Origin of the sequence: Actinoplanes sp. L3-i22, assembly GCF_019704555.1 — a bacterium.
In the GTDB taxonomy this organism is placed as follows: Bacteria; Actinomycetota; Actinomycetes; order Mycobacteriales; family Micromonosporaceae; genus Actinoplanes.
The window spans coordinates 5,791,314-5,816,223 of the sequence record NZ_AP024745.1 but is presented as its reverse complement, the minus strand read 5'-3'; the positions used below and the strand labels follow the sequence as shown (position 1 = coordinate 5,816,223).

Annotated in this window: 25 protein-coding genes and 1 pseudogene; 5 read left to right on the top strand and 21 right to left on the bottom strand. The window is 70.8% G+C overall.

The window, feature by feature from the left end; all coding sequences use genetic code 11:
- Nucleotides 1-43 precede the first annotated feature (43 nt).
- Nucleotides 44-1,522, bottom strand: a complete 1,479-nt coding sequence (locus tag L3i22_RS25905; protein WP_221329541.1) for an APC family permease — start codon at nt 1,520-1,522, stop codon at nt 44-46.
- Nucleotides 1,523-1,705: 183 nt separating this feature from the next.
- Here L3i22_RS25905 and L3i22_RS25900 point away from each other — a divergent pair, with 183 nt between their 5' ends.
- The gene (locus L3i22_RS25900) at nt 1,706-3,163 is read left to right on the top strand and encodes a PucR family transcriptional regulator (protein WP_221329540.1); all 1,458 of its coding nucleotides are present in this window, start codon (nt 1,706-1,708) and stop codon (nt 3,161-3,163) included.
- Between the two features lie 4 nt (nt 3,164-3,167).
- Here L3i22_RS25900 and L3i22_RS25895 read toward each other — a convergent pair whose 3' ends face one another.
- The 3 genes from L3i22_RS25895 to L3i22_RS25885 form a co-directional block, all read right to left on the bottom strand.
- Complete coding sequence (locus tag L3i22_RS25895; RefSeq protein ID WP_221329539.1) at nt 3,168-3,329, bottom strand: hypothetical protein; 162 nt, start codon at nt 3,327-3,329, stop codon at nt 3,168-3,170.
- On the bottom strand, nt 3,326-3,682 hold the full coding sequence (locus L3i22_RS25890; protein ID WP_221329538.1) for a hypothetical protein: 357 nt from the start codon (nt 3,680-3,682) through the stop codon (nt 3,326-3,328). Before L3i22_RS25890 ends, L3i22_RS25895 begins: the two co-directional genes overlap by 4 nt.
- A 78-nt stretch (nt 3,683-3,760) precedes the next feature.
- On the bottom strand, nt 3,761-4,324 hold the full coding sequence (locus L3i22_RS25885) for an NADAR family protein (RefSeq protein WP_221329537.1): 564 nt from the start codon (nt 4,322-4,324) through the stop codon (nt 3,761-3,763).
- A 103-nt stretch (nt 4,325-4,427) separates the two neighbouring features.
- On the opposite strand from L3i22_RS25885, the gene L3i22_RS25880 reads away from it, so the two are divergent.
- Nucleotides 4,428-5,231: an SAM-dependent methyltransferase gene (locus L3i22_RS25880; RefSeq protein WP_255658598.1), complete on the top strand. Its 804-nt coding sequence runs from the start codon at nt 4,428-4,430 to the stop codon at nt 5,229-5,231.
- Nucleotides 5,232-5,253: 22 nt separating this feature from the next.
- Here the strand turns inward: L3i22_RS25880 and L3i22_RS25875 are convergent, their stop codons facing one another.
- The 6 genes from L3i22_RS25875 to L3i22_RS25850 form a co-directional block, all read right to left on the bottom strand.
- Nucleotides 5,254-5,886, bottom strand: a complete 633-nt coding sequence (locus tag L3i22_RS25875; RefSeq protein WP_221329535.1) for a DUF4232 domain-containing protein — start codon at nt 5,884-5,886, stop codon at nt 5,254-5,256.
- A gap of 98 nt (nt 5,887-5,984) precedes the next feature.
- Nucleotides 5,985-6,584 carry a hypothetical protein gene (locus L3i22_RS25870; protein ID WP_221329534.1) on the bottom strand — a complete coding sequence of 200 codons (600 nt, stop codon included), beginning with the start codon at nt 6,582-6,584 and terminating at the stop codon, nt 5,985-5,987.
- Nucleotides 6,585-6,969: 385 nt separating this feature from the next.
- Nucleotides 6,970-7,173 (bottom strand): ferredoxin, encoded by a 204-nt coding sequence (locus tag L3i22_RS25865; RefSeq protein ID WP_221329533.1) that lies wholly within the window; start codon nt 7,171-7,173, stop codon nt 6,970-6,972.
- Nucleotides 7,167-8,372, bottom strand: coding sequence for a cytochrome P450 (locus L3i22_RS25860; RefSeq protein WP_221329532.1), 1,206 nt, complete (start codon nt 8,370-8,372; stop codon nt 7,167-7,169). The genes L3i22_RS25865 and L3i22_RS25860 overlap by 7 nt, the downstream gene beginning before the upstream one ends.
- A 247-nt stretch (nt 8,373-8,619) precedes the next feature.
- Nucleotides 8,620-9,291 carry a response regulator transcription factor gene (locus L3i22_RS25855; RefSeq protein ID WP_221329531.1) on the bottom strand — a complete coding sequence of 224 codons (672 nt, stop codon included), beginning with the start codon at nt 9,289-9,291 and terminating at the stop codon, nt 8,620-8,622.
- Nucleotides 9,292-9,294: 3 nt separating this feature from the next.
- Entirely contained in the window at nt 9,295-10,428 is a 1,134-nt protein-coding gene (locus L3i22_RS25850) for a sensor histidine kinase (RefSeq protein ID WP_221329530.1), read from the bottom strand.
- Between the two features lie 194 nt (nt 10,429-10,622).
- Here L3i22_RS25850 and L3i22_RS25845 point away from each other — a divergent pair, with 194 nt between their 5' ends.
- Nucleotides 10,623-11,813 carry a putative acyl-CoA thioester hydrolase gene (locus L3i22_RS25845; protein WP_221329529.1) on the top strand — a complete coding sequence of 397 codons (1,191 nt, stop codon included), beginning with the start codon at nt 10,623-10,625 and terminating at the stop codon, nt 11,811-11,813.
- Between the two features lie 22 nt (nt 11,814-11,835).
- On the opposite strand, the gene L3i22_RS25840 is transcribed toward L3i22_RS25845, so the two are convergent.
- The 6 genes and pseudogenes from L3i22_RS25840 to L3i22_RS25815 all read right to left on the bottom strand — a co-directional run bounded on the left by L3i22_RS25840 (nt 11,836) and on the right by L3i22_RS25815 (nt 20,543).
- Nucleotides 11,836-12,768, bottom strand: coding sequence for a hypothetical protein (locus L3i22_RS25840; protein WP_255658597.1), 933 nt, complete (start codon nt 12,766-12,768; stop codon nt 11,836-11,838).
- 12 nt (nt 12,769-12,780) lie between these two features.
- Nucleotides 12,781-13,923 carry an acyl-CoA dehydrogenase family protein gene (locus L3i22_RS25835; RefSeq protein ID WP_221329528.1) on the bottom strand — a complete coding sequence of 381 codons (1,143 nt, stop codon included), beginning with the start codon at nt 13,921-13,923 and terminating at the stop codon, nt 12,781-12,783.
- Nucleotides 13,924-13,946: 23 nt separating this feature from the next.
- Nucleotides 13,947-15,947 carry a biotin carboxylase N-terminal domain-containing protein gene (locus tag L3i22_RS25830; protein WP_221330153.1) on the bottom strand — a complete coding sequence of 667 codons (2,001 nt, stop codon included), beginning with the start codon at nt 15,945-15,947 and terminating at the stop codon, nt 13,947-13,949.
- Complete coding sequence (locus L3i22_RS25825; protein WP_221329527.1) at nt 15,947-17,521, bottom strand: acyl-CoA carboxylase subunit beta; 1,575 nt, start codon at nt 17,519-17,521, stop codon at nt 15,947-15,949. The genes L3i22_RS25830 and L3i22_RS25825 overlap by 1 nt, the downstream gene beginning before the upstream one ends.
- Nucleotides 17,522-18,353: 832 nt before the next feature.
- Nucleotides 18,354-19,685: pseudogene (locus tag L3i22_RS54640) on the bottom strand (acyclic terpene utilization AtuA family protein); the annotation flags it as partial.
- A 225-nt stretch (nt 19,686-19,910) separates the two neighbouring features.
- Complete coding sequence (locus L3i22_RS25815; RefSeq protein WP_221329526.1) at nt 19,911-20,543, bottom strand: TetR/AcrR family transcriptional regulator; 633 nt, start codon at nt 20,541-20,543, stop codon at nt 19,911-19,913.
- Nucleotides 20,544-20,639: 96 nt separating this feature from the next.
- Here L3i22_RS25815 and L3i22_RS25810 point away from each other — a divergent pair, with 96 nt between their 5' ends.
- Nucleotides 20,640-20,813, top strand: coding sequence for a hypothetical protein (locus tag L3i22_RS25810; RefSeq protein ID WP_221329525.1), 174 nt, complete (start codon nt 20,640-20,642; stop codon nt 20,811-20,813).
- The gene (locus tag L3i22_RS25805) at nt 20,810-21,223 is read left to right on the top strand and encodes a hypothetical protein (RefSeq protein ID WP_221329524.1); all 414 of its coding nucleotides are present in this window, start codon (nt 20,810-20,812) and stop codon (nt 21,221-21,223) included. Before L3i22_RS25810 ends, L3i22_RS25805 begins: the two co-directional genes overlap by 4 nt.
- Here the strand turns inward: L3i22_RS25805 and L3i22_RS25800 are convergent.
- The 5 genes from L3i22_RS25800 to L3i22_RS25780 form a co-directional block, all read right to left on the bottom strand.
- Entirely contained in the window at nt 21,196-21,975 is a 780-nt protein-coding gene (locus L3i22_RS25800) for a YqjF family protein (protein WP_370644507.1), read from the bottom strand. The genes L3i22_RS25805 and L3i22_RS25800 overlap by 28 nt on opposite strands.
- A complete protein-coding gene (locus L3i22_RS25795; protein ID WP_221329523.1) occupies nt 21,972-22,502 on the bottom strand; it encodes a hypothetical protein in 531 nt (176 codons plus the stop codon). Before L3i22_RS25795 ends, L3i22_RS25800 begins: the two co-directional genes overlap by 4 nt.
- Nucleotides 22,503-22,583: 81 nt before the next feature.
- Nucleotides 22,584-23,717, bottom strand: coding sequence for a hypothetical protein (locus L3i22_RS25790; RefSeq protein WP_221329522.1), 1,134 nt, complete (start codon nt 23,715-23,717; stop codon nt 22,584-22,586).
- Nucleotides 23,714-24,220 carry a SigE family RNA polymerase sigma factor gene (locus tag L3i22_RS25785; RefSeq protein WP_221329521.1) on the bottom strand — a complete coding sequence of 169 codons (507 nt, stop codon included), beginning with the start codon at nt 24,218-24,220 and terminating at the stop codon, nt 23,714-23,716. The genes L3i22_RS25790 and L3i22_RS25785 overlap by 4 nt, the downstream gene beginning before the upstream one ends.
- 52 nt (nt 24,221-24,272) lie before the next feature.
- A complete protein-coding gene (locus L3i22_RS25780) occupies nt 24,273-24,845 on the bottom strand; it encodes a TetR/AcrR family transcriptional regulator (RefSeq protein ID WP_255658593.1) in 573 nt (190 codons plus the stop codon).
- Nucleotides 24,846-24,910: the final 65 nt, after the last annotated feature.

The following is a 24,910-nucleotide window of genomic DNA, read 5'->3' as shown; positions in this document are numbered from 1 at the left end:
CGGTTCATCGGGCGCACCGGGTACGCCCGATGAACCGCGAGGGCTACTTCGCGGGAATGGCGTCGCCGGCCGGGGCGTCGCTCCGGTCGTGCGGCTTGGCGGTGAACAGGTAGACCAGGCCGACCACGATGACCAGCCCGGCCGAGAGAATGACCAGATAGTTGTCGTACCAGGCGGCGTCGGGGGTGCGCGGCCAGGCCATGTTGATCGCGGCCAGCACGCCGTAGACCAGCGCGGCGACGTTCACCGGCAGGCCCCAGACGCCGAGCGAGAACCTGCCGCTCGGCTGCCAGCCCTTGAGCCGCGCCCGCAGGGCCGCCAGCACGATCATCTGGAAGCCGATGTAGATGCCGACCGCCGCGAACGAGACGATCCGGGTGAGCGCGCTCGCCGACACCGTCGAGAGCAGGATGATCACCGCGGGGACCACGGCGGCGACCGCGAGCGCGTACGGCGGCACGTGCCGGGCCTGCGAGAACCGGGCCAGATACGTCGACCCGAAGATCATCTTGTCCCGGGCGTACGACTGCATCAGCCGGCTGCCGGCCGCCTGCAGGCTGAGCGCGCAGGACAGGAACGAGATCAGCACGACGCCGAAGACGATCCGGGTGCCCACACTGCCGAACGCGTCCTGCAGCACGGTGGTGACCGGATCGGCGTCCGCCCCGCTGATCACCGCGCCGAAGTCGGGCACCGCGAGGACCAGGCCGAGCGCCACGAACATCGACGCCGCGCCACCCACGTAGATCGTCCGCCGCATCGACTTGGGAATCTGCCGGCTCGGATCCTCGACCTCCTCGGCCACGTCACCGCAGGCCTCGAAGCCGTAATAGAGGTAGAGCCCGATCAGTGTGGAGGCCAGGAACGCCGAGGTGTACGAGCCGGTGCCGCCCGCGCCGAAGGTGTGGAACAGCGCGCCCAGCCCGTGCTGCCGGTGCGTGGTGAGCAGCCAGAGGCCGACCACCACCGCACCGGCCAGCTCGGCCGCGAAGCCGAAGATCGCGGCCCGGGTCAGGAGTTTCGTGCCGCCCAGGTTGAGCAGCGTGGCGATCAGGATGACCGCGAGCGCGCAGATCACCGTGCTGGTCGTGGACGGGGTGAAGCCGAGCATCAGCGCGACGAACGGTCCCGCGCCGTAGCTCACCGAGGCGATCGTGGCCAGCAGCGCGAGCATGTAGACCCAGCCGGCCATCCACGCCCACCGGCGGCCCCAGAGCCGCCGCGCCCACGGATAGATGCCGCCGGAGACCGGGAACTGCGAGACGACCTCACCGAACACCATCGAGACCAGCAGCTGGCCGATGCCGGTGATGACCAGGCTCCAGATCATCGGCGGACCGCCGGTGCCGAGGGCGAAGGTGAACAGCGAATAGACGCCGACCACCGGCGAGAGGTAGGTGAAGCCCAGGGCGAAGTTGCCCCAGAGACTCATGTCGCGCCGGTACTCGGAGGTGTATCCCAGGGCGGCGAGAGCGGCGGCGTCGTCACCGGTGCTCTCGACAATCGAATCGGTTCCGGCCATATGGGGGTGCCTCCTGGATCGATGAGAGGACTCCGGAAGCGGGCCACAACCCCGCTGAAGTGCAGCCATGCTATGTTCGCCCGGCCGTCACCCGGACCCGCGAAAACGTCGAATCTGCCGGTGCGCGATTCGACGTTCTGTCCTGGCCGGCCCGCCTGGTACCGCCTGGCCCGGAGAGGTGACATGCCGGTAACCGCCACTGATCTCCTCGAAATACCCGGCCTCGCGCTGCGGCTGCTCGCCGGCGACCCGGCCACGCCGATCCGCTGGGCGCACTCGGTGGAGCTCGCCGACCCGGTGCCGTGGCTGGAGGGCGGGGAGCTCGTGCTCACCACCGGGCTGCGGCTGCCGCGGACGGTCGCCGGGCAGCGGGCGTACGTCGATCGGCTCGCCGAGGCCTCGGTCGCCGGCATCGGGTTCGGGATCGGTCTCGGACACCAGCGCGTGCCGGGCGCGGTGACCGCCGCCTGCGCCGAGCGGGGCCTGGTGCTGCTCGAGGTGCCGCTGCCCACCCCGTTCCTGGCGATCACCCAGGCGGTCGCGGACCGGCATGCCGAGCGCGCCGGCGCGGCCGTCCGCCGCACCCTCGAACACCAGCACCGGATGGCCCGGTACGCGCTGAACGCCGGCGTGACCGGCATCGTCCGGCACCTGGCGTCCGCCCTGACCGCCTCGGTCGTGGTCAGCGACGCCCACCACCTGGTCCTGGCGGCCGCGCCCGGCGACGGCGTCGCACTGCTCGCCCGGGCGATGACCGAACTCGGCGCCGGGGCGCGGTCCACCGCCCCGACGGGTCTGAGCGTCACCGACGGCGACGCCCACCTGATGGTGCAGTCGCTCGGGGTCGGCGGCGCCCGGCAGGGCCTGCTGGTCGTCGCGACCACGCACGCGCTCGCCCACACCGACCAGATGCTGCTGACCCACGCGGTGTCGCTGCTCTCGCTCGAACTGGAACGTCCGCGTGAGCTGGTGTCGGCGCACCGGGTGCTGCGCGAGGCGGTGCTCGGCATCCTCCTCGACGGTGACCTGGACAGTCAGGCGGCGCACCGGCCACTGCGCTACTTCGGCTTCGCCCCGGCCGACCGGCTGGTGCTGCTCTACGCGCCGGCACCCGCGCCCGCACCGCAACTGGCCCAGTGCCTCGACGAGCTGCCGTACCTGCTCGCCGCCCGCGACGAGGGCGTCGCCGTGCTGATCCGCGCCGCCGACGAGGAGGCCGCCGTGACCGCGCTGACCAGGTTGGACGTGACCGTCGGGATCAGCGGCACCACCGCGGCGGCCGGCCTGCCCGCGGCCCTGCGAGCGGCCACCGACGCGGCGGCCACGGCGAAGGCCCGGCGTCAGCGGGTGGGCCGCTACGGCGACCAGCGCCTCACCACGTTGCTGGCCACCCCGGCGGCCGCGCATCTGGCCGAGGACCTGCTCGCCCCCTTGGACCAGCATCCGGAGCTGCGGCGTTCGCTGGAGGTCTTCCTGCACCACAACGGCGTCTGGGAGACGGCGTCACGCACGCTCGGGGTTCACCGGCACACCCTGCACCACCGGATGAACCGGGTGGCCGGCCTGACCGGCCTCGACCTCGACTCGGCCCCGGACCGGGCCGCACTCCTGCTGGCCCTGCTCACCCACCGCCAGACCTGACCCGTCACGCGGACCGGTAGTGGTAGGCGCAGATCTCCCGGAAGCCGGCGCGCGAGTACAGCCGGCCGTCCGCCTCCTCGGCGTACTCGGCCGGCAGCGCCCGGGCCGCCCGTTCCGGCGACTCCGCGACGTTCACCGCTTCCACACCGGACAACGCGACGCTCACTCGGCCTCCACCGCTCTGATCTTGACGGCGGCACGCGGGCGCGGCACGCCGTCGACGCTGACGCAGATGCCGAATACCCGCCCGTAGCTGGTCCACCCGTTGACCCGGCCGCGGTTGTTGCTGATCTGCACCCGCTCGGCGTCCTTGTTCAAGGCGGAAACCAGATGAAGGTACGTCGTCCCGGCCACCCGTACCAGCACGATGTCCCCGACCTCGAGCCGCGCCGGGTCGACCGGCGCCACGGTGACCTGTTGCCGGCTCCGGATCAGCGGCACCATCGACGAACCGCTCGGCCGGAACTGAATCGTCGCCCCGCCGGCCACCCGTGCCGCGTGCGCATCCAAAGCTCCCATCGCCCGGAGTCTTCAGCCCCCGCCACGCCACCCGCCACCGGTTTTCCACTCGCGCCGCAGCCCGCCGACGAGAACCGGCTATGCACCGGCCGCCAGGCGGGCCCGGGCTTCCATCAGCGCGAAGCCGAGCAGGTTGAGGCCGCGCCACTGATCCGGATCGGACGCCCGGGGGTCTTCACGGGTCAGGCCGATACCCCAGACGCGGTCCATCGGGCTGGCTTCGACGAGGACGCGGTCATGGGTGGCGGCCAAATACGTACGCAAATCCGGGTTTTGCTGGAATTTTTGGAAGTTGCCCTCGGCGACGATCGCGAAGCGGTTCTCGTTCCAGGTCTGCTGGTCGAACGGCGTCACCCGGCCGCCCAGCGTCTTCGCCTCGCGCGGGTGCCCGGCTGCGAGAATGCGCCCGGCGGAGGCCGTGTCGCCGAACAGGACGGCCTTGCGCCACATCATGTAGTGCTCGGCCGTCGCGAACCGGTCGCCGTCGACGGTGAAGCCCTCGGGCGACCACTGGCTCAGGCACGAGGCGCTCACCTCGCCGTCCCGGGACGGGGTGTGTCCCCAGAAGAAGAGGTATTTGACCGTCTGACCAGAAGCGGTCAGGGCAACCAGGTCGGCGACGCTGCGCACCTCAGTGATCATGCCGACGAGTCTCCCCCACCGGCGCCGGCCGTGCCCCACATTTTCCGGACGTGAACGTTACGATCTCCGTGAATCGCTTGGCCGGTGCGGAAGGGAACTATTCGTGACTGATCAGTCCAGGATCGACACTTCGGTCGCGCACCCGGCCCGGCGTTACGACTACCTGCTCGGCGGCAAGGACAACTTCGAGGCCGACCGGCAGTCCGCGCACGAGATCGAGAAGCGGCACCCGACGGCGCGGCTGAGCGCGATGGAGAACCGGGCCTTCATGCATCGCGCGGTGCGGTACATGGCCGGCCAGGGGATCCGGCAGTTCCTGGACATCGGCACCGGCATCCCGACCTCGCCGAACACGCACGAGATCGCCCAAGGGGCAGATCCGTCGGCGCGGGTCGTCTATGTGGACAACGACCCGCTGGTGCTCGTGCACGCCCGGGCGCTGCTGACCGGCACGCCGGCCGGGCGGACCACGTACATCGAGGCCGATCTGCGTGATCCCCGGCAGATCCTCGCCGACCAGGAAGTGAAGAACACGCTCGACCTGCACGAGCCGGTCGGCCTGTTGCTGATCTCGGTGCTGCACTTCATCCGGGACGACGACGACCCGGCGCGGATCCTGAACACGCTGCTCGACGCGATCCCGGCCGGGAGTGTCGTGGTGGCCTCGCAGGCCACGCCGGAACACATGCCGGCCGAGCAGATCGCGGCGCTGCGCAAGGTGATGGAACGCCAGTGGCGGGACCGCACCGGCGCGGAGTTCCGCGCGCTGTTCGATCGCCCCGATGTGGAGCTGGTCGAGCCGGGGGTCCAGTCGGTGGCCCGCTGGTGGGCGGACGAGGCGTCGCAGCCCCGCCCGTCGATCGAGTCCGTGGCGGCGAACGGTCTGGTCGCGCGAATCGTCCGCTGAGCGGCGGGCGGGGCCGCCTCGGTCAGATCTTGGTGCCGGCGGCGATCGCCCAGATCTTGCCGACGCCGACGCCCTTGATCGAGCAGGCCTCGCCGGGCAGGCTCAGGAAGATCGACGCGGTCTCGTCCGGCGGGTAGACGCGCAGGCCGCGGACGGACACCGGCTTGCACTTGTCCTTGTCGAAGAAGCCCGGGTTGGTGGACTGCAGGACGGCGTTCGCGGTGGCGCCCGGCTTCAGCGTGACGGTTTCCTTCTTGCGCTGGTCGCTGCGGGCGAACGGGTCGTTGACCTGGGATCCGTTCTCGCCGGTCACCCAGGAGACGCCGGGGTAGCCGTACATCGTGCAGGTGTGATCCGAGGTGTTGGTGAAGATCAGTGGCTGGTAGGCGGTGCCCGCCGCGCCGTCGCCCTCGCCGACCGTGAGCTTCAGGTCGGTGGTGTGGCAGCGCGTCGACGCCGGCTTGCCGCCGCCCGAGCCGGTCGCCGGGGAGGTCGTCGTCTCGCCGGTGGTGGGCTCGGCGGGTGAGGTCGTGGGGCTCTGCGTCTTTGCGGGCGCCGACGAGGTCGGGGATGCCGCGGTCGGGGAGTTCGCACTGCATCCGGCGGCGAACAGGAGCGGCGTGGCCATCATCAGGAGAATCGTCGTGCGCTTCATAGGTACTTGGTAGCCGGTCGGAGGATCTTCACACCTCACGGGTTAGTGCCATCACGGAAATTCGGTCGCCGCGCGGGGTGGCGCGGCGACCGGGGGGATCACTTCTTCTTGCTCTTCTTGGCCTTCTTCGGAGCTTCCTCGACCGGAGCTTCCGCCTCTTCGGCCGGCGCTTCCTCGGCGGCCGGCTCCTCGGCGGCCGGCTCCTCAGCAGCCGGCTCCTCAGCAGCCGGCTCCTCAGCAGCCTCCTCGGCCGGAGCCTCTTCCTCGGCGACGGCAGTTTCCGCAGGGGCTTCTTCCGCCGGCGCTTCCTCCGCTGCCGCGGCCTTCTCCGCCTTGGCCGCCTTCTTGGCCTTCTTGGACTTCTTCACCTTTGCCGGAGCCTCGACAGCCTCCTCAGCCGGAGCCTCTTCAGCCGCAGCCTCCTCGGCAGCGGGCTCCTCAGCCGCGGGCTCCTCGGCGGCGGGCTCCTCGGCCGGAGCCTCTTCGGCGACCGGCTCCTCAGCCACATCCTCCTCGGCCGGCGCTTCCTCGGCGGCCTCAACCACCGCGGCCTCCTCGGCCGCAGCGGCCTTCTTGGCCTTCTTGTCCTTCTTCACCTTCTCAGGCGGAGCAACCTCGACGGCCTCCTCCACCACCACGACGGCTTCCTCGACTGCTACGACCTCGTCGACCGGGGCGGCGGACTGCTTCTTCCCCACGGAGATTCCCTTCGCCATTGATGTTTCGCAACCTGACGGAGCGTTGGACGAAACCTTAAGTAGACGAAGGCGATAGATGTAATTCATGTTATCGAAATGAAACGTTAACGAACCTCTATCCGGGCACCGATCCCAGAAAAGCAGTTAGCGTCACATAAATGGTCACCCAGAACGCCACGACACGCCCCGCCCGAAATGGCATCAACCCGCCACCACCCAGACCGTTGTGGAATACAAATCGGACCGACAAAGGACGGTCGGCCAGAATGCACAATCAGCCCGGGAAAACGGTGCCCAGACGCGCAACCATAGCCCCACCGCGCACGTTCGAACAAGGTGGACGGACGTTCCCGGCGACCGCCGCCAGGAACGTCCGGCTACCACGTCACCTCTCGACCAGCAGCAGCGCCGCGGCCGGACAGATCGCCACCGCATCCCGGACCGCGTCCAGATGCTCGGCCGACGGCTCCGGCTCCAGGACGATCGCAACCCCGTCCTCATCGCGCTGATCGAACACCTCCGGCGCGGTCATCACGCACTGACCAGCCGCGATGCACTTGGGCTCGTCGAATTCGATCCGCGCTACCACCGGACCGGAACCTCCTCGAGCCCACCGACGATCAGCCCGGTGCGCCGATGCAACTCCGCCGCGGGCACCGCGAGCTCCAGCGTGGGCAGGCGATCGAGCAAAACCGACAGAGCGACCTGCAATTCGGTACGGGCGAGCGCCTGCCCGAGGCACGAGTGCGGCCCGGCCCCGAAGGTCAGGTGCGGGTTCGGCGCCCGATCGAGCCGCATCTCCCCGGCGTCCTCGTAGGCGTTCTCGTCCCGGTTCGCGGACGCCATGTTGACGATCACCGTGGTGCCGGCCTTGATCGGGCACCCGGCCACCTCGATGTCCTCGGAGATGTAGCGCGGCAGCCCGAACCCGGGGTTGGCGTCGAACCGCAGCACCTCCTCGACCGTCGAGTTGATCAGCCCGCGATCGGCGACGATCCGCTCCCAGCGCCCGGACCGGTCGGCGAGCAGCATCGCGACCATCTTGCCGATCATGTTCGCGGTCGTCTCGTGCCCGGCGACCAGCAGCCCCTGCGCCGTGATCACCAGCTCGGTCTCGGACATCCGGCCGTCCTGGCTGTCGACCACCGCGGCCAGTTCGCTGAGCAGGTCGTCGCCGGGCTTGGCCCGCTTGTCCGCCACGTGCTGGACCATGAACTCCTCGAACTCGGCCGCCGCCCGGGTCACCTCGGCCTGATCGTATTTGGTCAGATTGAGCAGCGCGTCGGACCAGAACGAGAACTTGTCGCGATATCCGGGGTCGACGCCGAGCAGTTCACAGATCACGAAGACCGGCAGCGGAAAGCCGAGCGTCGACTGCAGATCGCCGGGCTGCCCGCCGTCGATCAGATCGTCGATCAGCTGGTGCGCGATCTCCTCGATCCGTGGCCGCATCGCGTTGACGCGTTTCACGGTGAAGGATTTGTTCATCATCCGGCGCCAGCGCATGTGATTCGGGCTGGCGGTGATCGTGGACTCTTCGCGGTTGAAGACGCCGCCGTCGTCGGCGGCGGAGATCTTCGCCGCGTCCGCCTCGACCAGGCTGTGCGTGAAGCGGGGGTCGGCGAGCAGCTCGCGGACGTCGTTGTATCGGGTGAGCAGCAGGGCCTCGTCGCCGCTGACCATCCGAATCCGGGAAACCGGGCACTCGCTGCGTAATTGCTCCCATTCCGGGGACGGTTCGAGAGCCGCGGGGTGAGCGAACGGGTAGGCGGGAACCGTTTCGGTCATCGTTCCTCCAGTTAGTTCAGCCACGGCCGACCGTAGGACAAACGGACGATGTGGACAAGGCCGGAAACGACGATCAAGGAATTGACCAGGAGCAATGCATTTTTATTTCGATCAGGTCGGCACTTCCCAGGTTTGCCGGCCGGGATTACGTTCTTGGTCAAGGCTCATGACTTCACGGTGGTGCTCCGCGGTTACGACCGCCCCGAGGTGGACAAAAGCAACTGAGCGCGAGCCACGACTCCCCCGGCTACGCCCGCTCCCCCGGGCGGACCAGGCCGCTCTGGTAGCCGATCACCACGAGTTGCGCCCGCTCCCGGACGCCGAGCTTGGTCATCGCCCGGTGCACGTGCGTCTTCGCGGTCAGCGGTGACAACGTCAGCTGCGCGGCGATCTCCTCGTTCGACCGCCCGAGCGTCACCAGCCGCACCACTTCGAGCTCACGCTCGGTGAGCAAGGACAGCTCGGGCGGAGCCACCAGCGGCTGATCATCGGGCGACAGGAAGCGGTCGATCAGCCCCTTGGTCGCGCGCGGAGTCAGCAGCGCCTCGCCGGCGGTGACCACCCGGATCGCGCGCAGCAGCTCCTCCGGCTCGACGTCCTTGCTGAGGAAACCGGAGGCGCCGGCCCGCAGCGCGGCAAGCACGTTCTGGTCCGCGTCGAAGGTGGTCAGCACCACCACCCGAACGCCGGTGAGCTGCGGATCCGCGGTGATCCGGCGGGTCGCCTCGACCCCGTCGACGCCCGGCATCCGGATGTCCATCAGCACCACGTCGGCGCGCTCGGCGCGCGCCAGCTCGACCGCCTCGCCGCCGTCGGATGCCTCGCCGATCACCTCCATGCCGTCGGCCAGGTCGATGATCAGCCGAAAGCCGGCGCGGATCAGTTTCTGATCGTCGGCCAGCAGGACGCGGATGCTCAACGCTCACTCCTCGGGTTGCCAGGGGGCCGGCAGGCTCACCCGTACGCAAAACTGGTCTTTTTCGGTCTTGGCAGCATCCACGGCGCCCCCGGCAGCGGCCGCGCGCTCCCGCATGCCGATCAACCCGTAACCCGATTCCTGGGTACGGGACGGCCCGGCTCCGTTGCTGATCTCCAGCTGGAGCCGGTCCCGCTGATAGCTGAAACGCACCCGGATCGGCCCGCCGTCGCCGTGCTTGCGGGCGTTCGTCAACGCCTCCTGGGTGATCCGGTAGGCGGCCAGATTCCCCGCCGCCGGCAGCGGCCGCACGTCCCCCACCTGCGCGAACTCGATCGTCGCCCCGGCCGCGGTGAACGACTCGAGCAGCTCCGGCAGCCGGTCGAGCCCGGGCTGCGGCTGATGCGGCTCGTTGTCGCCGGGCTGCCGCAGCAGGCCGACGATCGCCGCCAGCTCCTTGAGCACGATCCCGGACGCGCGCCGGATGTGGTTGAGCGGCGGCTCGGCTGCGGCCGGCTGCCGGGAGAGGGCAAAAACGGCCGCGCCGGCCTGCACGTTGATCACCGCCATGTGGTGTGCCACGACGTCGTGCAGTTCCCGGGCGATCCGCAGCCGCTCCTCGGCGACCCGCCGGCGCACCTCGTCCTCCCGGCTCTGCTCGGCCCGCCGCGCGCGGTCCTCGACCTCGGCGACGTAGGCGCGCCGGTTGCGGACCGATTCCGCGTAGGCCACGGCGAGCCCGGCCCACGCGAACGAGCTCAGCGCGGGCAGCGTCCACAGCTGCTCCGGCGCCCGGAATGCCGAGGTCGCCCACCAGAACGTTCCGCAGAGCAGCGCCGCGGTCCAGGAGACGCGGCGGCTGTAGCGCAGCGTCAGGTGGTACAGCGCCGCCACCATCGCGAGGATCAGCAACGGGGTGTCCCAGCCGGCCGCCTGGTAGGCGACGGCGGCGCCGGTCACGACCAGCAGGACGGCCAGCGGCGCGAGCGGGCTGAGCCCGATCGCGAGCGTCATCCCGGCCGCGGAGAGCAGATCGATCTCGAGCGGGATCCGGTGCCGGCCCAGGCCGCTCACCGCGCCGCCGGCGGACAGCAGCCCGGCAACGACCGCCACCACCCAGTTCGCCCGCCACGCCCGCATGATCTCCACGGTACGGGCGGGACGACGGCGCGGCGTCCGGCTGCGGTGGTAACCGCTCCTACGACTGGAGCAGTAAGGCCGGCACCACGGCGCGCGGATCAGCTCCGTCCCGGTCATCGCCGGCTCACTGCAGACATCGACGCACTTCGACGATAGGGTGCTGCAGGAAAGCGCATTCCCGCTGAGGAGAAGCGATGAAGACGGTTCTGTTGCTGCTGTCCGCCCTGCTCACCGCGCCGGGCACGCCGGCCCGGCCGATCCTGTCCCCGGCCGAGGCCGCGCCGTTCACCGCCGCGCACTATCTCGGATCGTCCGGCCCGTACGCCAGCCCGATCGCCGACCCCTGGCGACCGGGGCCGATCCGCACGCCGCGCCGCGCGGATCTCGTCGTCGGCGGCGCCCACGGATTCACTTCCGTCCAGGAGGCGGTCAATGCCGCCTACCGTTCCGGCGGCACCCGTCGCCTCTCGATCGCGGTGCGGCCCGGCACGTACACCGGAACGGTTTTCATCCCGTCCGGAACGCCGCCGCTGACCATTTACGGCGACGGCCCGGCGAACACCGTGAATATCGAGTTCACCCTGGACGCGACGATCACCCCGGCCCAATGGGCGGCTCAGGTGAACGCCGGCAACCGCTACGCCGAGGGCGATCCGGCCTGGCCGATGTTCCAGTCCTGCGCCACGAAGACCACCGCGACCGCCGCGCTGTGCGCGACAGTGGTCTGGGCGCAGAGCACGGACCTGCAGCTCAAGGGCCTGACGATCACGAACACCCTGCTGGACACGGTGGACCGCGGCACGCACCAGGCGCTGGCGCTGCGCACCGACGCCGACCGCACCCAGCTGGCGGACATGCGCCTGATCGGCCGGCAGGACACGTTCCTGGCGAATGCCGACGACGTGAACAGCATCGCGCGGGTCGCCGTCCAGCATTCCTACATCGAGGGCGACACGGATTTCGTCTTCGGCCGCGCCGCCGCGGTCTTCGACCATTGCGAATTCCGCCTGGTCTCCTCCCGCAAGAATTCCGGCGGCGTCATCTTCGCCCCCAACACCAACCCCATTTTCCCGTACGGCTTCCTGGTCACCCATTCCCGAATCGTCGCCGACGCCGGTTATCAGGCGGCGCCGACCGGCCATCTCGGCCGGGCCTGGGATCAGGGCGCGAGCGCCACCGGCTACCTACCCGGCATCACCCCGAACGGTCAGCTGGTGATCCGCGACAGCTACCTGGGCGCCGGCTTCGACACGATCAACCCGTGGTCCCCGGCCGCGACGACGGCCCGCCCGTTCCAGGCCCGCGTCGACGACAACCGCGACCTGAACGACGTCAACTACAACCGCCTCTGGGAGTACGCCAACCACGGCCCCGCCGCCGGATGATCGTGCCGAGCGCGATGGCGTCTCAGGACTGCTGGTAGGTGACCGCGGCGAAGCCGCACGCCGAGTGGACGTGCAGGTAGTAGGCGCCCTCGCCATACTCGTCGAAGTCCGCGCCGCCGAGCAGGCCCACGTAGTCCATGGTCCGGCCGCAGCCGGGGCAGCCCGGGTGCTCGGCGTCCTGGATCCACTGCGGATGGCCGCCCAGCGTCGACCCGCCCGCGCTCCAGGCGCTCGCCTGGAACGGGTTCCCCCGGGCCGGCCCGGGCGAGGGCAGCTTGGTCGGCGGTTCCTCCGGCTGGGCCGCGCCGAGGTAGTCCGGGCGCACGTTCCCGGCCCACCACGTGCTGCCGCCGTCCGGCGTGACCTCGCTGAACAGCGTCGTGTAGCAGGAGCAGAAGTGGCAGGTCCGGAACCGCAGACGGCCGGTCCAGCCGACGTGCGCCAGGCCCGGCTCGGCGCCGTCGAGGTCGGCCGCGGTCCACAGCGGTGAGGCGCACCACGGGCACGCCGGGTTGAACAGCGGCTCCGGCGCCTCCCGGAGATGCCATTCGAAGGCGGCGTCCCCGCACAGGTCACGCCGGCTGCCGTCCGGGTCGATCGTCCAGCCGCCCTCCTCGGCGTACTCCCGCATGCCGACGTGCAGCGTGTCCATCCCGGCCGGCGGCTGGTCGATCCACCGGCGCATCGCCTCGAACGCGAGCTGATGCCGGCTGTTGGCCAGGGCGAGGAGCCGCGCGCCGGTCACCCCGTCGCCGTCGACCAGCGCGATGATCCGCTCGACCACGTCCGCGGGCGCGTAGCGGTACATCGTCGCCGGCCACAGCACGTCCGCGTCGAGCAGCCGTCCGAGGTACGGCACGAGCCGCTCCGGCTCGGAGTCGGCGATCTCGGTCAACTCCTCCATCGCGTCGTCGTCGTCCGCGATGGCCCGGCTGATCAGTTCCTCGTCGATCACGGCGGAGATTATTCAGTACGACCGCGGCAGCCCCAGCGAGTACTGCGCCACGAAGTTCAGCGCCATCTCCCGGCTGACCGGCGCCATCCGCGTCAGCCGTGACGTGGCCAGGGCCTGGACCAGCCCGTACTCAAGCGCGAGGCCGTTTCCACCGTGGGTCTGGATGGCCTGGTCGACCGCCGCGCACACCGCTTCGCCGGCCGCGTACTTGGCCATGTTCGCCGCCTCGCCCGCCGACTTCAGCTCCCCGGCGGCGTGCAACGCGGCGGCCTTCTGGGTGAGCAGCCGGGCCGCCTCGATCTCCACGTACAGCTTCGCGAGCGGGTGACTGATCGCCTGGTGGGCGCCGATCGGCACGCCCCACACCGCGCGCTCGCCGGCGTACCCGACCGCCTTGCGCAGTGCCCAGCGGGCCATCCCGGTCGCCGACGACGCGGCCATGATCCGCTCCGGGTTGAGGCCGGCGAACAGCTGATCGAAACCGGCCTCCTCGCTGCCGATCAGGGCGTCGGCGGGCAGCCGCACGTCGTCCAGGAACAGGGTGAACTGGTCCTCCGGCGCGACCAGCCCCATCTCGATCTTGCGATAGGTGAAGCCGGGGGCGTCGGTCGGCACCATGAACAGCGACGGGCGCTTGCCGACCCGGGCGACGATCAAAACCTCAGAAGCTTCATCAACCCCGCTGATGTACGTCTTCGACCCGCTCAGTACCCACTCGTCGCCGTCCCGCCGGGCCTGCGTGGCGATCTGGTGGGTGTTCGAGCCGGCGTCCGGTTCGGTGATCCCGAAGACGTAGGTGGCCGTGCCGGTGGCCAGGCCCGGCAGCCAGCGCTCCTTCTGCTCGGCGCTGCCGAACTGGGCGATGACCGTGCCGACGATCGCGGGCGACACCACCATGAGCAGCAGCGGACAGCCGGCGGTGGCCAGTTCCTCCAGGACGGCGGCCAGGTCGCCGATCTCGCCGCCGCCACCGCCGTACTGTTCCGGGATGGACACGCCGAGGTAGCCGAGCGCGGCGGCCTCCTGCCACAGCTCGGTGGTCTTGCGGCCGTCGCGGGCGGCGGCGTAGAAGTACTCCTCGCCGTACTTGGCGCCCAGCCGGGCGACGGCCTCGCGCAGCTCCCGGCGTTCCTCGGACTCGACGAATGCGGTCATCTCAGCTCCCCAGCGGCGGTGGTTCAGGCAGTTTCCGAGCCGGCGGGCCCGGCGATGGCGTCCGCGGCCCCAGCGGTGGCGGCATCGGCCGGCGCGGCGGCGGCATCGGCCGGCGCGGCGGCGGCATCGGCCGGCGCGGCGGCGGCATCGGCGGGCGCGGCGGCGATGACGGCCAGGACCTCGCCGGCGGCGACCTGCTTGCCGACCACGACCGAGAGCGAGGCGACCACCCCGTCGGCCGGCGCGGTCAGCGTCTGCTGCATCTTCATCGCCTCCAGGACGACGATCGGCGCACCCGCGGCGACCTGATCGCCTTCGGCCACGTGCAGGGCGACGACGAGCCCCGGCATGGAGGCGAGCAGCGATCCGGGCGCGAGATTCTCGGCCGGATCGGTGAACTTCGGCACGGCGTGGAGGTCGAACGCCCCGGCCGGCCCGTGCACGTCCGCACCGCCGTCGACCACGGTCACCCGGAACGTCTCGCGCACCCCGTGATCGTCGAGCACGACCTGGTCGCCGTCGACCGACTCGACCGACACGCCCGGCAGCCAGGACGACGTGATCCGCCCGCCCCGGGCCGCGTAGGTCACGTCGAGCCGCTCGGCGCCGTACCGGAACGACCGCACCCGCTCCTGGCTGGGCACGTTGCGCCAGGCCACCGGGATCCGCCCCTGCACACCCGCGGACGTCGCGGTCCGGACCGCCGATCCCGCCGCCGCGGCGAGCGCCGCCTTGCGGACCGCGTGGTCCTCCCCCGCGCTCGTCCACGCGGCGAGTCTGCGGTCGAGGAGCGCGGTGTCGACCCGGCCGGCCACGAAGTCGTCGTCGGCGAGGATCGCCCGCAGCAGCGCGAGGTTGGTGGTGAGCCCGTGGAGCCGGCCACGGCGCAGCGCGTCGGCGAGCAGCCGGATCGCGGACGCGCGGTCCTCGCCGTACGAAACAATTTTGGAAAGCATGGCGTCGTAGCGGACACCGACCGTGCTGCCGGCCTCGACCCCGGAGTCGACCCGGACGCCGGGCACCTCGAAGTCGAACGCGCGCAGCCGCCCGGTCTGCGGCGCGAATCCCGCGGCCGGGTCCTCGGCGTAGAGCCGGACCTCGATCGCGTGCCCGGTCAGCGCCGGCGGCTCCGCGGGGAGTTCCCGGCCCTCGGCGATCGCGAGCTGCCAGGCGACCAGATCAAGACCGGTCACCGCCTCGGTGACCGGGTGCTCGACCTGGAGCCGGGTGTTCATCTCCAGGAAGAAGATCCGGTCGCCCTCGACGAGGAACTCGACGGTCCCGGCGCCCCGGTAGTCGACCGCCTCGGCGGCCGCCCGGGCGTGCCGGTGCAGCGCTTCGCGCGTCTCCGTGGCGAGCAGCGGGGCCGGCGCCTCCTCGATGATCTTCTGGTGCCGGCGCTGGACCGAGCAGTCCCGGTCGCCGAGCACCCAGAGCCGCCCGTGCTCGTCCCCGAGCACCTGCACCTCGACGTGCCGGGCGGTCGGCAGGTACGGCTCGGTGAACACGGTCCCGTCGCCGAACGCCGACTGCGCCTCGGCGGACGCGGCCGCGAGTTCGGACCGCAGCGTCCCGGGCTCGGTGACGACCCGCATGCCCCGGCCGCCACCACCGGCCGCGGCCTTGATCAGCAGCGGGAACGTCTCCGCCCCGTCGAGCACCGGCACGCCGGCCGCGGCGACCAGCTTCTTCGCCCGGATCTTGTCGCCCATCGCCTCGATCGCGTCCGGCGCGGGGCCGATCCAGATCAGCCCGGCGGCCTCGACGGCGCGGGCGAACGGGGCGTTCTCCGACAGGAACCCGTAGCCGGGGTGGACCGCGCCGGCGCCGGACCGGCGGGCGGCCTCGATGATCTCGTCAGCGGCCAGGAAGGAGCCGATCGCGACGGCGGCGTCGGCCTCCCGTACGTGCAAATCGGTCTTTTCCTCAAAGACCGCCACGGTCTCGATGCCCAGGGAACGGCAGGTGCGGAAGATCCGGCGGGCGATCTCGCCCCGGTTCGCGACCAGCAGCTTGCGGATCATCACAGCCGGAACACTCCGTAGCCGCGGGCGCCCTGGACCGGCGCGTTGTGAACGACGGACAGGCAGATGCCGAGCACGGTGCGGGTGTCGCGCGGGTCGATCACCCCGTCGTCGTAGAGCATGCCCGAGGTGAAGTAGGCGAGCGACTCCCGCTCGATCTGCGCCTCGATCGCCCCCCGGGTCCGCCGGTCGGCCTCCTCGTCGAAGGGCCGGCCGGTGGCCGCCGCGGCCTGCCGGGACACGATGGACACCACGCCGGCCAGCTGCGCCGGACCCATCACCGCGGACTTCGCGCCGACCCAGCTGAACATGAACCGCGGGTCGTAGGCGCGGCCGCTCATCCCGTAGTTCCCGGCGCCGTAGGACGCGCCCATCACCACCGACAGGTGCGGCACCTTCGAGTTCGACACCGCGTTGATCATCTGGGCGCCGTGCTTGATGATCCCGCCCTGCTCGTACTCCTTGCCGACCATGTAGCCGGTGGTGTTGTGCAGGAACAGCAGCGGCGTGTCGGCCTGGTTCGCGAGCTGGATGAACTGCGCGGCCTTCTGCGCCTCGGCGCTGAACAGCACGCCCTGCGCGTTCGCGAGAATCCCGATCGGGTAGCCGTGCAGCCGCGCCCAGCCGGTCACCAGGCTGGTCCCGTAGAGCGGCTTGAACTCGTCGAACCCACTGCCGTCGGCGATCCGGCCGATCACGTCCCGCGGGTCGAACGGGACCTTCAGGTCGGTCGGGACGATCCCGAGCAGCTCCTCCGGATCCAGGGACGGTTCGTCATAGGACCGGCTCGGGGGCGGGCCGAGCTTGCGCCAGTTGAGCCTACGGACGATCTGGCGTCCGATCCTGATCGCGTCTGCCTCGTCGACGGCGAGGTAGTCGGCGAGTCCCGACGTCCGCGCGTGCATCTCCGCGCCGCCCAGCGACTCGTCGTCGGACTCCTCACCGGTCGCCATCTTGACCAGCGGCGGGCCGCCGAGGAACACCTTCGCGCCGCCGGCGACCATCACCACGTAGTCGCTCATTCCGGGCACGTAGGCGCCGCCGGCCGTCGAGTTGCCGAAGACCAGGGCGATCGTCGGGCGCCGGTCCGCGCTGGCCTCGGTGATCCCGCGGAAGTGCTGGCCGCCCGGGATGAAGATGTCCTTCTGGGTCGGCAGGTCCGCGCCGCCCGACTCGACCAGGTTGATGGTGGGCAGGCGATTCTCGGCGGCGATCTGCGCGGCGCGGAAACTCTTCTTCAGGGTGACCGGGTTGCTGGCGCCGCCGCGCACGGTCGGATCGTTCGCGATGATCATGCATTCGACGCCCTCGACGACGCCGAGCCCGGTCACCACCGAGCCGCCGACGGCGAAGTCGGTGCCCCACCCGGCCAGCGTGCTGAGCTCCAGGAACGGCGAGTCGTCGTCGAGCAGCAGCTCGATCCGCTCGCGGGCGGTCAGTTTGCCGCGCTTGCGGTGGCGCTCGACGCTCTTGGCCCCGCCGCCGGCGAGGGCGGCGGCATGCTGGTGGTCCAGGTCCGCGACCCGCTCCAGCATCGCTGTCCGATTTTGCTCGTACGTCGTCGGCAGGCTCATGTCAGCAGCTCCGTCGGGATGGTCGCTGTCCGATTGGCGAGGCTCATGTCAGCAGCTCCGTCGCGAAGGGTCGCGGTCCGAATTGCGGGGCTCATGTCAGCAGCTCCGTCGGGATGTCGGCGTTCCGGGCGCGCAGCCACTCACCGACGGCCTTGGCCTGCGGATCGGAACGGGTGGACGCGGCGACCCCGGCACCGAGCAGGCCGTCGATGACGATGTTCAGGGCGGCCAGATTCGGCAGCGGGTACACGGTGACGGGCAGGTCCGCGGCCTCGGGCAGAAGTTTCCGCACCCGGTCCGCGTCGAGCCAACCGGCCAGCCAGTCGTAGGCGTCCTGTCGCCGCGGATGCCCGGCCGGGATCCACACGCCGATGTTGGCCGCGCCGCCCTTGTCCCCGGACCGCGCGTGCACGAGCCGCCCCAGCGCCACCCGCTCCCACCCGCCACTCCCAGCCAACCCCAGCCCCGGCCCCGACCCCGACCCCGACCCCGACCCCGACGCATGATCGCCGGCGCCGGGCGGCAGGTCCCGGCTGGCACTCACGGCTCCATCCGAACGCCCCACACCACCGCCAGCACCAGCCGACAGGTCCCGGCTGGCACTCACGGCTCCATCCGAACGCCCCACACCACCGCCGGCACCAGCCGACAGGTCCCGGCTGGCACTCGCGGCTCCGTCCGAACGCCCCGCACGACCGCCGGCACCAGCTTGCGCGCTTTGGCTGGTGGTCAGGGCTGGGCTCGGGGAATCCGTGCGGTCGGCGGTGCCGGGCGGCAGGTCCCGGCTGGTCGCCAGGGGCGTTTCCGGGGGTGGGAGGGACCCCTGAGGACCAGCCGGGTTGTCGCCGCGCGCTGCCGTCCCGGGGGTGGGGACGTCAGGTGGGGGCGCGGACGCTGTGGGTGGGGGTGGAATGTCGATGCGGGCGCCGCCGGGCAGCACCACGACGTGCGGGACCTCGGACTGCGGCAGGTAGGCCGCCTCGAAGACCCCGAACGGGGTGGCGTCGGCGGGCGGCGCGGTCACGTGGAAGCCCGGGTAGGAGGCGAGGGCCAGTTCGACTGCGGCGCTGCTGAACGCGCGGCCGACCACCCGCGGATCCTGGTCCTTGACGTGGCAGAGCAGCAGGGCGGACGCCTCGGACTCGGTGGCCGGGTCGGTGCGGTCGGTGCGGACCAGGTCCCAGGTCAGCTCGGCGGGGCGCGTCGGCAGGGCGGCTTCGAGCTGCTGCCGGGTCCACGCCGCCTTCTGCTCGATGTCGAGTCCGGTGAGGACGAACGTGACCGTGTTGCGGTGGCCGCCCAGGCGATTGATGCCGATCTTTGTGGTGGCGGGCGGGTGCTCACCGCGTACGCCGAATAATTTGACCTGGTCTTTGTCTTTTTGATGAAGCTGGACCGTGTCGAGGCGGGTGGTGACGTCCGGATTGAGGTATCGCGGGGCGTCGATCTCGTAGACGAGCTGGGCGGTGACCGTGTCGACCGTGACCGCACCGCCGGTGCTCGGATGCTTGGTGATGACGACCGTTCCGTCGGCGCTGATCTCCGCGATCGGAAAGCCGAGCGGGCGGGTGGTGTCGATCGTGGTGAAGCCGCTGAAATTACCGCCGGTGGCCTGCGCGCCGCATTCCAGAATGTGCCCGGCGGCGATTCCGGCGGCCAGTTCGTCGAGGTCGTCGCGGGTCCAGCCGAATTCGGCGATCGCCGGGCCGAGGGTGAGCGAGGCGTCGGTGACCCGGCCGGTGATCACGATCTGCGCGCCGGCGCGGAGGGCCTCGGCGATCCCGAACGCGCCGAGGTAGGCGTTGGCGGTGAGCGCGCCCGGCCAGTCGATCGCGTCGCCCTCGACGTGGGCGACCGCGAGGTCCGGGTCGAGCGCGGCGACGGCCTCGGCCAGCGCGGACGGGTTGAGCCCGCCGGCGTTCGTCACGATCCGGACATTTCGTGATTTGATGAGATCGAGGCAGTCGGTGAGCTGGCGCAGGAACGTCTTGGCATACCCCAGCTCCGGGTCCTTCCGGCGGTCCCGGCCGAGGATGAGCATGGTCAGCTCGGCCAGGTAGTCGCCGGTCAGGTAGTCGAGCGGCCCGCCCTCGAGCATCTCGCGCATCGCGGAGAGCCGATCGCCGTAGAAGCCGGAGCAATTGCCGACCCGGATCGTTCGCATCGCACCTCCCGCTCTCACCGCACTCCTCGCCCACCGGACCCGCGCCCGCCGCGCCTCGCCCCACGCCCAGCCGGCGCCGTGCTTGCCCTGCCCCGCGTCCGCGCGCCCGCCCAGCCGGCGCCGTGCCCGCCCCGCCCTGCCCCGCGCCCGCGCGCCCGACCAGCCGTGCTGATGGTCTTTGTTGCTCGCCGGTCAGAGGTCACCGTAGGCAATCTGACAAAATTGTCAAGGACGCGCGCGGAGGCCGATCGCCGCAGCCCACAGCTTCGACATGTGGTTGACCACGTCGTCCTCGTCGAGCGGCTCGCGCAGCGAGTAGATGACGTGCGCCATCTGCTCGACCATCGCGCCCAGCACGATCGCGGTCAGCCGCGGGTCGAGGTCGGCATCGGCCAGCCCCGCCTCCTGCAGGCGCCGCAGCCCCTCGGCGCCGCGCTGCACGTAGAGCTCCCGCACCTCGAGCAGCAGTCTCCGCAGCGTGTCGTCCTGATCGGCACCCTGCTCGACCAGCCGCAGGACCCGCGACGCGTTGCGCCAGGCTCGGAGGTAGCCGCGATTGGATTCCAGAATCCGGACGTACGGATCGTCGGCGGTCTCCGGCCCCACCAGGCTCTCGGTGAACATCTCGTCCGCGACCGCCCGGACGATCGTGTGGAGCAGGTCATCCTTGGACTCGAAGTACGTGTAGAACGTCCCGTAGGACACCCCGGCCGCCTGCGCCACCAGCTCCGGCGTGAACCCGGGCCAGCCTCGCGTCTCCAGCAGCTCCCGCCCGGCCGCCAGCAGCCCGTCCCTGGTCCGGCGCCCGCGGGCGGTGACCGGTGCGGTCGGCGCGGGGTTGGTACGTGATCGGCCCATGGTTTTACATCTTTACTCCCCCGTCCGGGTACAGCCGAACGGACATCGACAAATCGGGTACTGACGCTCGGACACCAACCCGGATACCGTCGGGGGATGACGCACGACTACCCCTCACGACGACCCTCCGAGGTCCTGGCCGAAAAGCTGGGCCTACCTCCACTCGCCCCGTGGACCGAAGACGACGAGGCCCGCTTCAACGAGAAGATGGAGCGCGCCGACCGCGAACTCGCCGCATTGATCGCCCGCCGGAATGCCGAGGCCGCATGACCGCGACAAACGCCGTCCGCGTCCTGGATGCGAGCGCTCTTGTCGAGCTCACCCAGGGCCACCCGGAGGTCATGAAGTTGATCGATCGCGCTCATTTCGGTCAGACCACCGTCGTGGTTCCCGCTCTCGCCGTGCTGGAAGCGCAGGCCGCTGTGCAGATGAACCTGGCCCTGTGGGATCACGTGCTGGGCCTTCCGGGTCTACGTGACCTGGACCTGTCACCACGGACCGCGGCCTACGTCGGCGATTTGGCCGCGCCGCGGCTGGAACGCAATCCGCTGCACACCCCTCTGATGGCGGAACAGATGGCGGCCCAGGTCGCCTACGAGGCGATCCAGATGAACGCCGTGGTCACGACCCGCATCCCGGGCATCTATCGGGGCTACGCGGTTTCCCTTATGGAGTTGTGAAACGGGCCGAAGATCACCGGAACCCCCGGTGAGTAGAGGACGCTGTCTGGCGGCGTGCCGATGCCGGGCAGGCCGGCCGCCGCCAGCAGCGAGTCGTCGAGATCGAGCAGGTCGGCCCGGTGCAGGGGCCAGCGCGGATGGTCGTTGGCCAGGTGGCGGGTGCGGCCCCAGGCCCGGGTGTGCAGGCCCCAGCGCGCGGTCAGAAAGTGCTCCAGCGGGGTCGGCTCGGCGATCGGGTCACCGACCCGGATCCGCATGCGGTTGGTGGCGGTCCGCGGGCCCGGCCAGCGGCGCCGCGAGACGTAGGACAGCTCGTCGCCCTGCCGGGTCAGGCGCATCCTGGCCCACATGTACGGCAACTGCAGGCTCACCCGGGCGGCAAGCACCGGGATCAGCCGCTCGGCCTCCAGAGACCGGAACACCACGGCGCGCCGGCCCTGGGCGTCGACGCTGTAGAGCCGCACGTTCGTCTCGCAGAACGTGCCCAGGTACGGCACCCCCGGCCCGCCCAGGAAGCCGAACCGCTCCATCCGGAAGCCGATCACCCCGGCATAGGTGACGCCGTCGATCGTGTCCGGGACCGTGCCGGCCGGCAGCAGCGGCGCGACCCGCTCCGGCTCGACGGCCCAGTGCAGGAAGGCCAGGTCGGTCCAGCGCTGGCCGAGCACGGCACGGGCCACCGGTCGTACCGTCTCGGCGGTTATCTCCTCGACGTCCACGTCGTCAGCCTGCCGCTTCCCGATTCCCGTCATGGCCGGGATCCCGATGCCAGATGAATCTCGTCGTCGTGGATGACGTCCTCGGCGTCCGGCGCCCGCAGCTGCGCCCGGACCGACCGGTAGAACTCCTGCAGCGCGTCGTTGAACCGCTCGATCGGCGGCCGGCCGAAATCCGCCGCACGGGGATCGGTGCCGTCGACGCCGGACGCGCGGACCGACCACGCGTGCAGCACCACCTCACGGGCCGCGAGCTGGACCCGGCGGGTGCCGACCAGGCGCAGCTGCTCGGTGCAGACCCGCAGCTTGGAGTGGGCCGCGTCGATCGCCCGGCCGGTGGCCTCCTGATCGCCGCTCCCCCGGAACCGCTCGGCGTGGTGCCGGAGGCTGCGCGCCGCCTCGACCATCTCGCTGCTGCGGTCGAGGAGTGCGGCGTCCCACCGAGCCTGGACGTCGGCATTCATCTTTGCCCGGTTGACCCACGCGGCGGTGAGACCGGCGAGCAGGGCGCCGGTGAGCGCGCCGAGAAAGGCGATCGCCGGGCCCACCCACTGTTGTTCCATGGCCGAAAACCTATCCGACGTGGACATCCACGCCGACGGTTCTTTCGGCCATCGAAATGGCCGAAAGAACCGTGTCCCCGCTCAGGATCCCAGCCACTCCGCGGCGGCCGGGACGATCTCGGCCCGGGAGGCGATCTTCGTCAAGTCGTTGAGGGTGAGACCGTCGCCCTGGCCGATCAGCGTCATCAGGCGGCCTTGGCCGAGGTCGACCACCAGGTAAATCAGGCCCTGATTGGTGGCTTCGGCGAGGACCGGGTGCCGGGCCGGGCGATCGCCGACGGTGAGGGTCACGCCGCCGGGCGGAGCGTCGGTGGAGCTGCCGACCACGACCGACACCGTGCCGGTGTCCATCACCACGCCCTGCGACGGAGCCGCGCCGCGCTTGTCCTTACCGATCTTCGCCGGATCGGTCACCACCGCACGCCGGACGGCGCTGATCTCGGCCCGCCACCGGGCCACCGACGGACCGCTGACCGTGGCGTCGATCGCCGTGAAGCCGGTGGGCAGCCAGCGCAGCCGGACCGGGATCGTGCTGTCCGCCGGGTCGGGCCGCACCGAACGGGCGATCCGCAGCAGGTCCGCCCGGCTGACCTCGACGTGGCTGGTGGTGACCATCAGGGCGGTGTGCCCACCGGGTGACCAGCTCACTGAGGACTTCCCGTCACCGTGGGACGCGGAGTAGTAGCCGCGGGCGCCGTTGACGTCGACCTGCTGGCCGCTGGTGTCCATGGCCCGCGCCGGGTCGGCGGTCGCGGTGCGCACGTAGAGCTCGATGGCGGCGCCGCTCCACGGATCACCGGCGCCGACCTGCTTCTTCCAGACCCGGACCAGGGTCGGGCCGAGGTCGTCGCCGGGCTCGACGACGTCGTTCTGCCGGATGCGTTCGGCGAACCCGGCCGGGACCCAGGCCGGCCGGTATGCCAGCGGGGCCTGCTCGGGCAACGCGACCTGACCGTTCACGGCGGGTGACGGGGTGCTGGCCACGGGGGGCGTGGTGGGTGCCGGGCCCGCGCCGCGCAGTGCCACGGCCGGTATGGTCACGGCCGCCGCGACGACCGCGGTGGCGACCGTCGCGCCGAGCATGCTGAACCGGCGACGACGGCGTACCGAATCGACTCGACTCGGCAGGGCCGCGCGGATCCGGTCGGTGGAGACCGCCCGATCGGCCTGGAGCTCCTGCGCGCTCCGGATGAGATCCTCGATGTTCCTGGTCACGACTGCTCCCCGGTGCTCACGAGCGCGGGCGGCAAGGCACTCTGAAGGTTCGCCAGCGCGCGCATCAGATGGGTACGAACAGTGACCGCTCGACAGCCGAGCATCTCGGCGATCTGCTCGACACCCAGATCCTCGTAGAAGCGCAACGCGATCACCGCTCGCTGCCGGGGCGGCAGGGCGGCGATCAGCCGCAGCATCGCGTCCCGGTCGTCGTGTTCCGCGTTCCGGTCGGGCGCGGCCGGCAGGAACCCGTCCAGGGTCTCCGCGGTGACCGGGATCGACTGCGCGGACCGGCGCCGCCGCCAGGACAGGAACTCGTTGACCACCATGCGCTTCAGGTAGAGCTCCGGCGCGTCCATCCGGCTGATCCGCGCCCAGCGGGCCTGCGCCCGGACCAGGACGTTCTGCGTGATGTCCTCGGCCAAGTGCGGATCCCAGGTGACCACGGTCGCGTACCGCACCAGGTTGCCGAGGCGGCTGGATACGAACTCTTCGAACGTCACGCCTGAGAAACGCCTCCACTGCCGTCGATTGTTGACACGCTCGCCGGAAAAATCAGGCGGGCCCGCGCACCACCGACATCACCGTGTCGACGATCCGCTCGGTGCTCTCGTCGGGATCCAGCGGCATGCCGAGTTGGGCCCACAGGTAGGCCGGGGCGAGCACCAGCTCGACCAGCCGCAGACCGTCGATCCGGGTGACGCCGGCCGCCTCGAGCATCGCCGCGAACTGAAGGATGCGTGGCTCCACGATGTCCGCGACGTCGGCGACCTCACGAGCCTGCGCGGCCGCCCCGATGAGGGCCTGCAGCAGCACGCTCGTGCCGTGCAGCTGCAGCCCGGTGAGCAGGCGGTGCACGTAGGCCGTGAGGTCGGCGCGCAGGTCGCCGGTGGCGGGCACCGGCGACTCCTCGTTGACCCGCTCCACCGCGAGGTCGAGCACGATCGACTCCACCGACCCCCACCGCCGGTAGAGCGTCGTCGGATGCACCCCCGACCGGGCCGCGATCGCCGCCATCGTGACCTCGGTCCCCGGGTCGGCGAGCAGGTCACGGGCGGCTTGATGAACGACTTCGCGGGTGCGGGCGGTGCGCCCGCCGGGCCGGGCGCCGCCGGAGTGTTCAGGCATGCCCCACATCCTATTGCAACTTCAACTGCATTAGATGTACGGTTCCTCATGCAAGTTTCATTGCG

Coding starts and splice junctions, on each gene's coding strand:
- L3i22_RS25905 (WP_221329541.1), bottom strand. CDS start 1,522: ATGGCCGGAACCGATTCGATTGTCGAGAGCACCGGTGACGACGCCGCC.
- L3i22_RS25900 (WP_221329540.1), top strand. CDS start 1,706: ATGCCGGTAACCGCCACTGATCTCCTCGAAATACCCGGCCTCGCGCTG.
- L3i22_RS25890 (WP_221329538.1), bottom strand. CDS start 3,682: ATGGGAGCTTTGGATGCGCACGCGGCACGGGTGGCCGGCGGGGCGACG.
- L3i22_RS25885 (WP_221329537.1), bottom strand. CDS start 4,324: ATGATCACTGAGGTGCGCAGCGTCGCCGACCTGGTTGCCCTGACCGCT.
- L3i22_RS25875 (WP_221329535.1), bottom strand. CDS start 5,886: ATGAAGCGCACGACGATTCTCCTGATGATGGCCACGCCGCTCCTGTTC.
- L3i22_RS25860 (WP_221329532.1), bottom strand. CDS start 8,372: ATGACCGAAACGGTTCCCGCCTACCCGTTCGCTCACCCCGCGGCTCTC.
- L3i22_RS25850 (WP_221329530.1), bottom strand. CDS start 10,428: ATGCGGGCGTGGCGGGCGAACTGGGTGGTGGCGGTCGTTGCCGGGCTG.
- L3i22_RS25845 (WP_221329529.1), top strand. CDS start 10,623: ATGAAGACGGTTCTGTTGCTGCTGTCCGCCCTGCTCACCGCGCCGGGC.
- L3i22_RS25835 (WP_221329528.1), bottom strand. CDS start 13,923: ATGACCGCATTCGTCGAGTCCGAGGAACGCCGGGAGCTGCGCGAGGCC.
- L3i22_RS25830 (WP_221330153.1), bottom strand. CDS start 15,947: ATGATCCGCAAGCTGCTGGTCGCGAACCGGGGCGAGATCGCCCGCCGG.
- L3i22_RS25825 (WP_221329527.1), bottom strand. CDS start 17,521: ATGAGCCTGCCGACGACGTACGAGCAAAATCGGACAGCGATGCTGGAG.
- L3i22_RS25815 (WP_221329526.1), bottom strand. CDS start 20,543: ATGGGCCGATCACGTACCAACCCCGCGCCGACCGCACCGGTCACCGCC.
- L3i22_RS25810 (WP_221329525.1), top strand. CDS start 20,640: ATGACGCACGACTACCCCTCACGACGACCCTCCGAGGTCCTGGCCGAA.
- L3i22_RS25805 (WP_221329524.1), top strand. CDS start 20,810: ATGACCGCGACAAACGCCGTCCGCGTCCTGGATGCGAGCGCTCTTGTC.
- L3i22_RS25800 (WP_370644507.1), bottom strand. CDS start 21,975: ATGACGGGAATCGGGAAGCGGCAGGCTGACGACGTGGACGTCGAGGAG.
- L3i22_RS25795 (WP_221329523.1), bottom strand. CDS start 22,502: ATGGAACAACAGTGGGTGGGCCCGGCGATCGCCTTTCTCGGCGCGCTC.
- L3i22_RS25780 (WP_255658593.1), bottom strand. CDS start 24,845: ATGCCTGAACACTCCGGCGGCGCCCGGCCCGGCGGGCGCACCGCCCGC.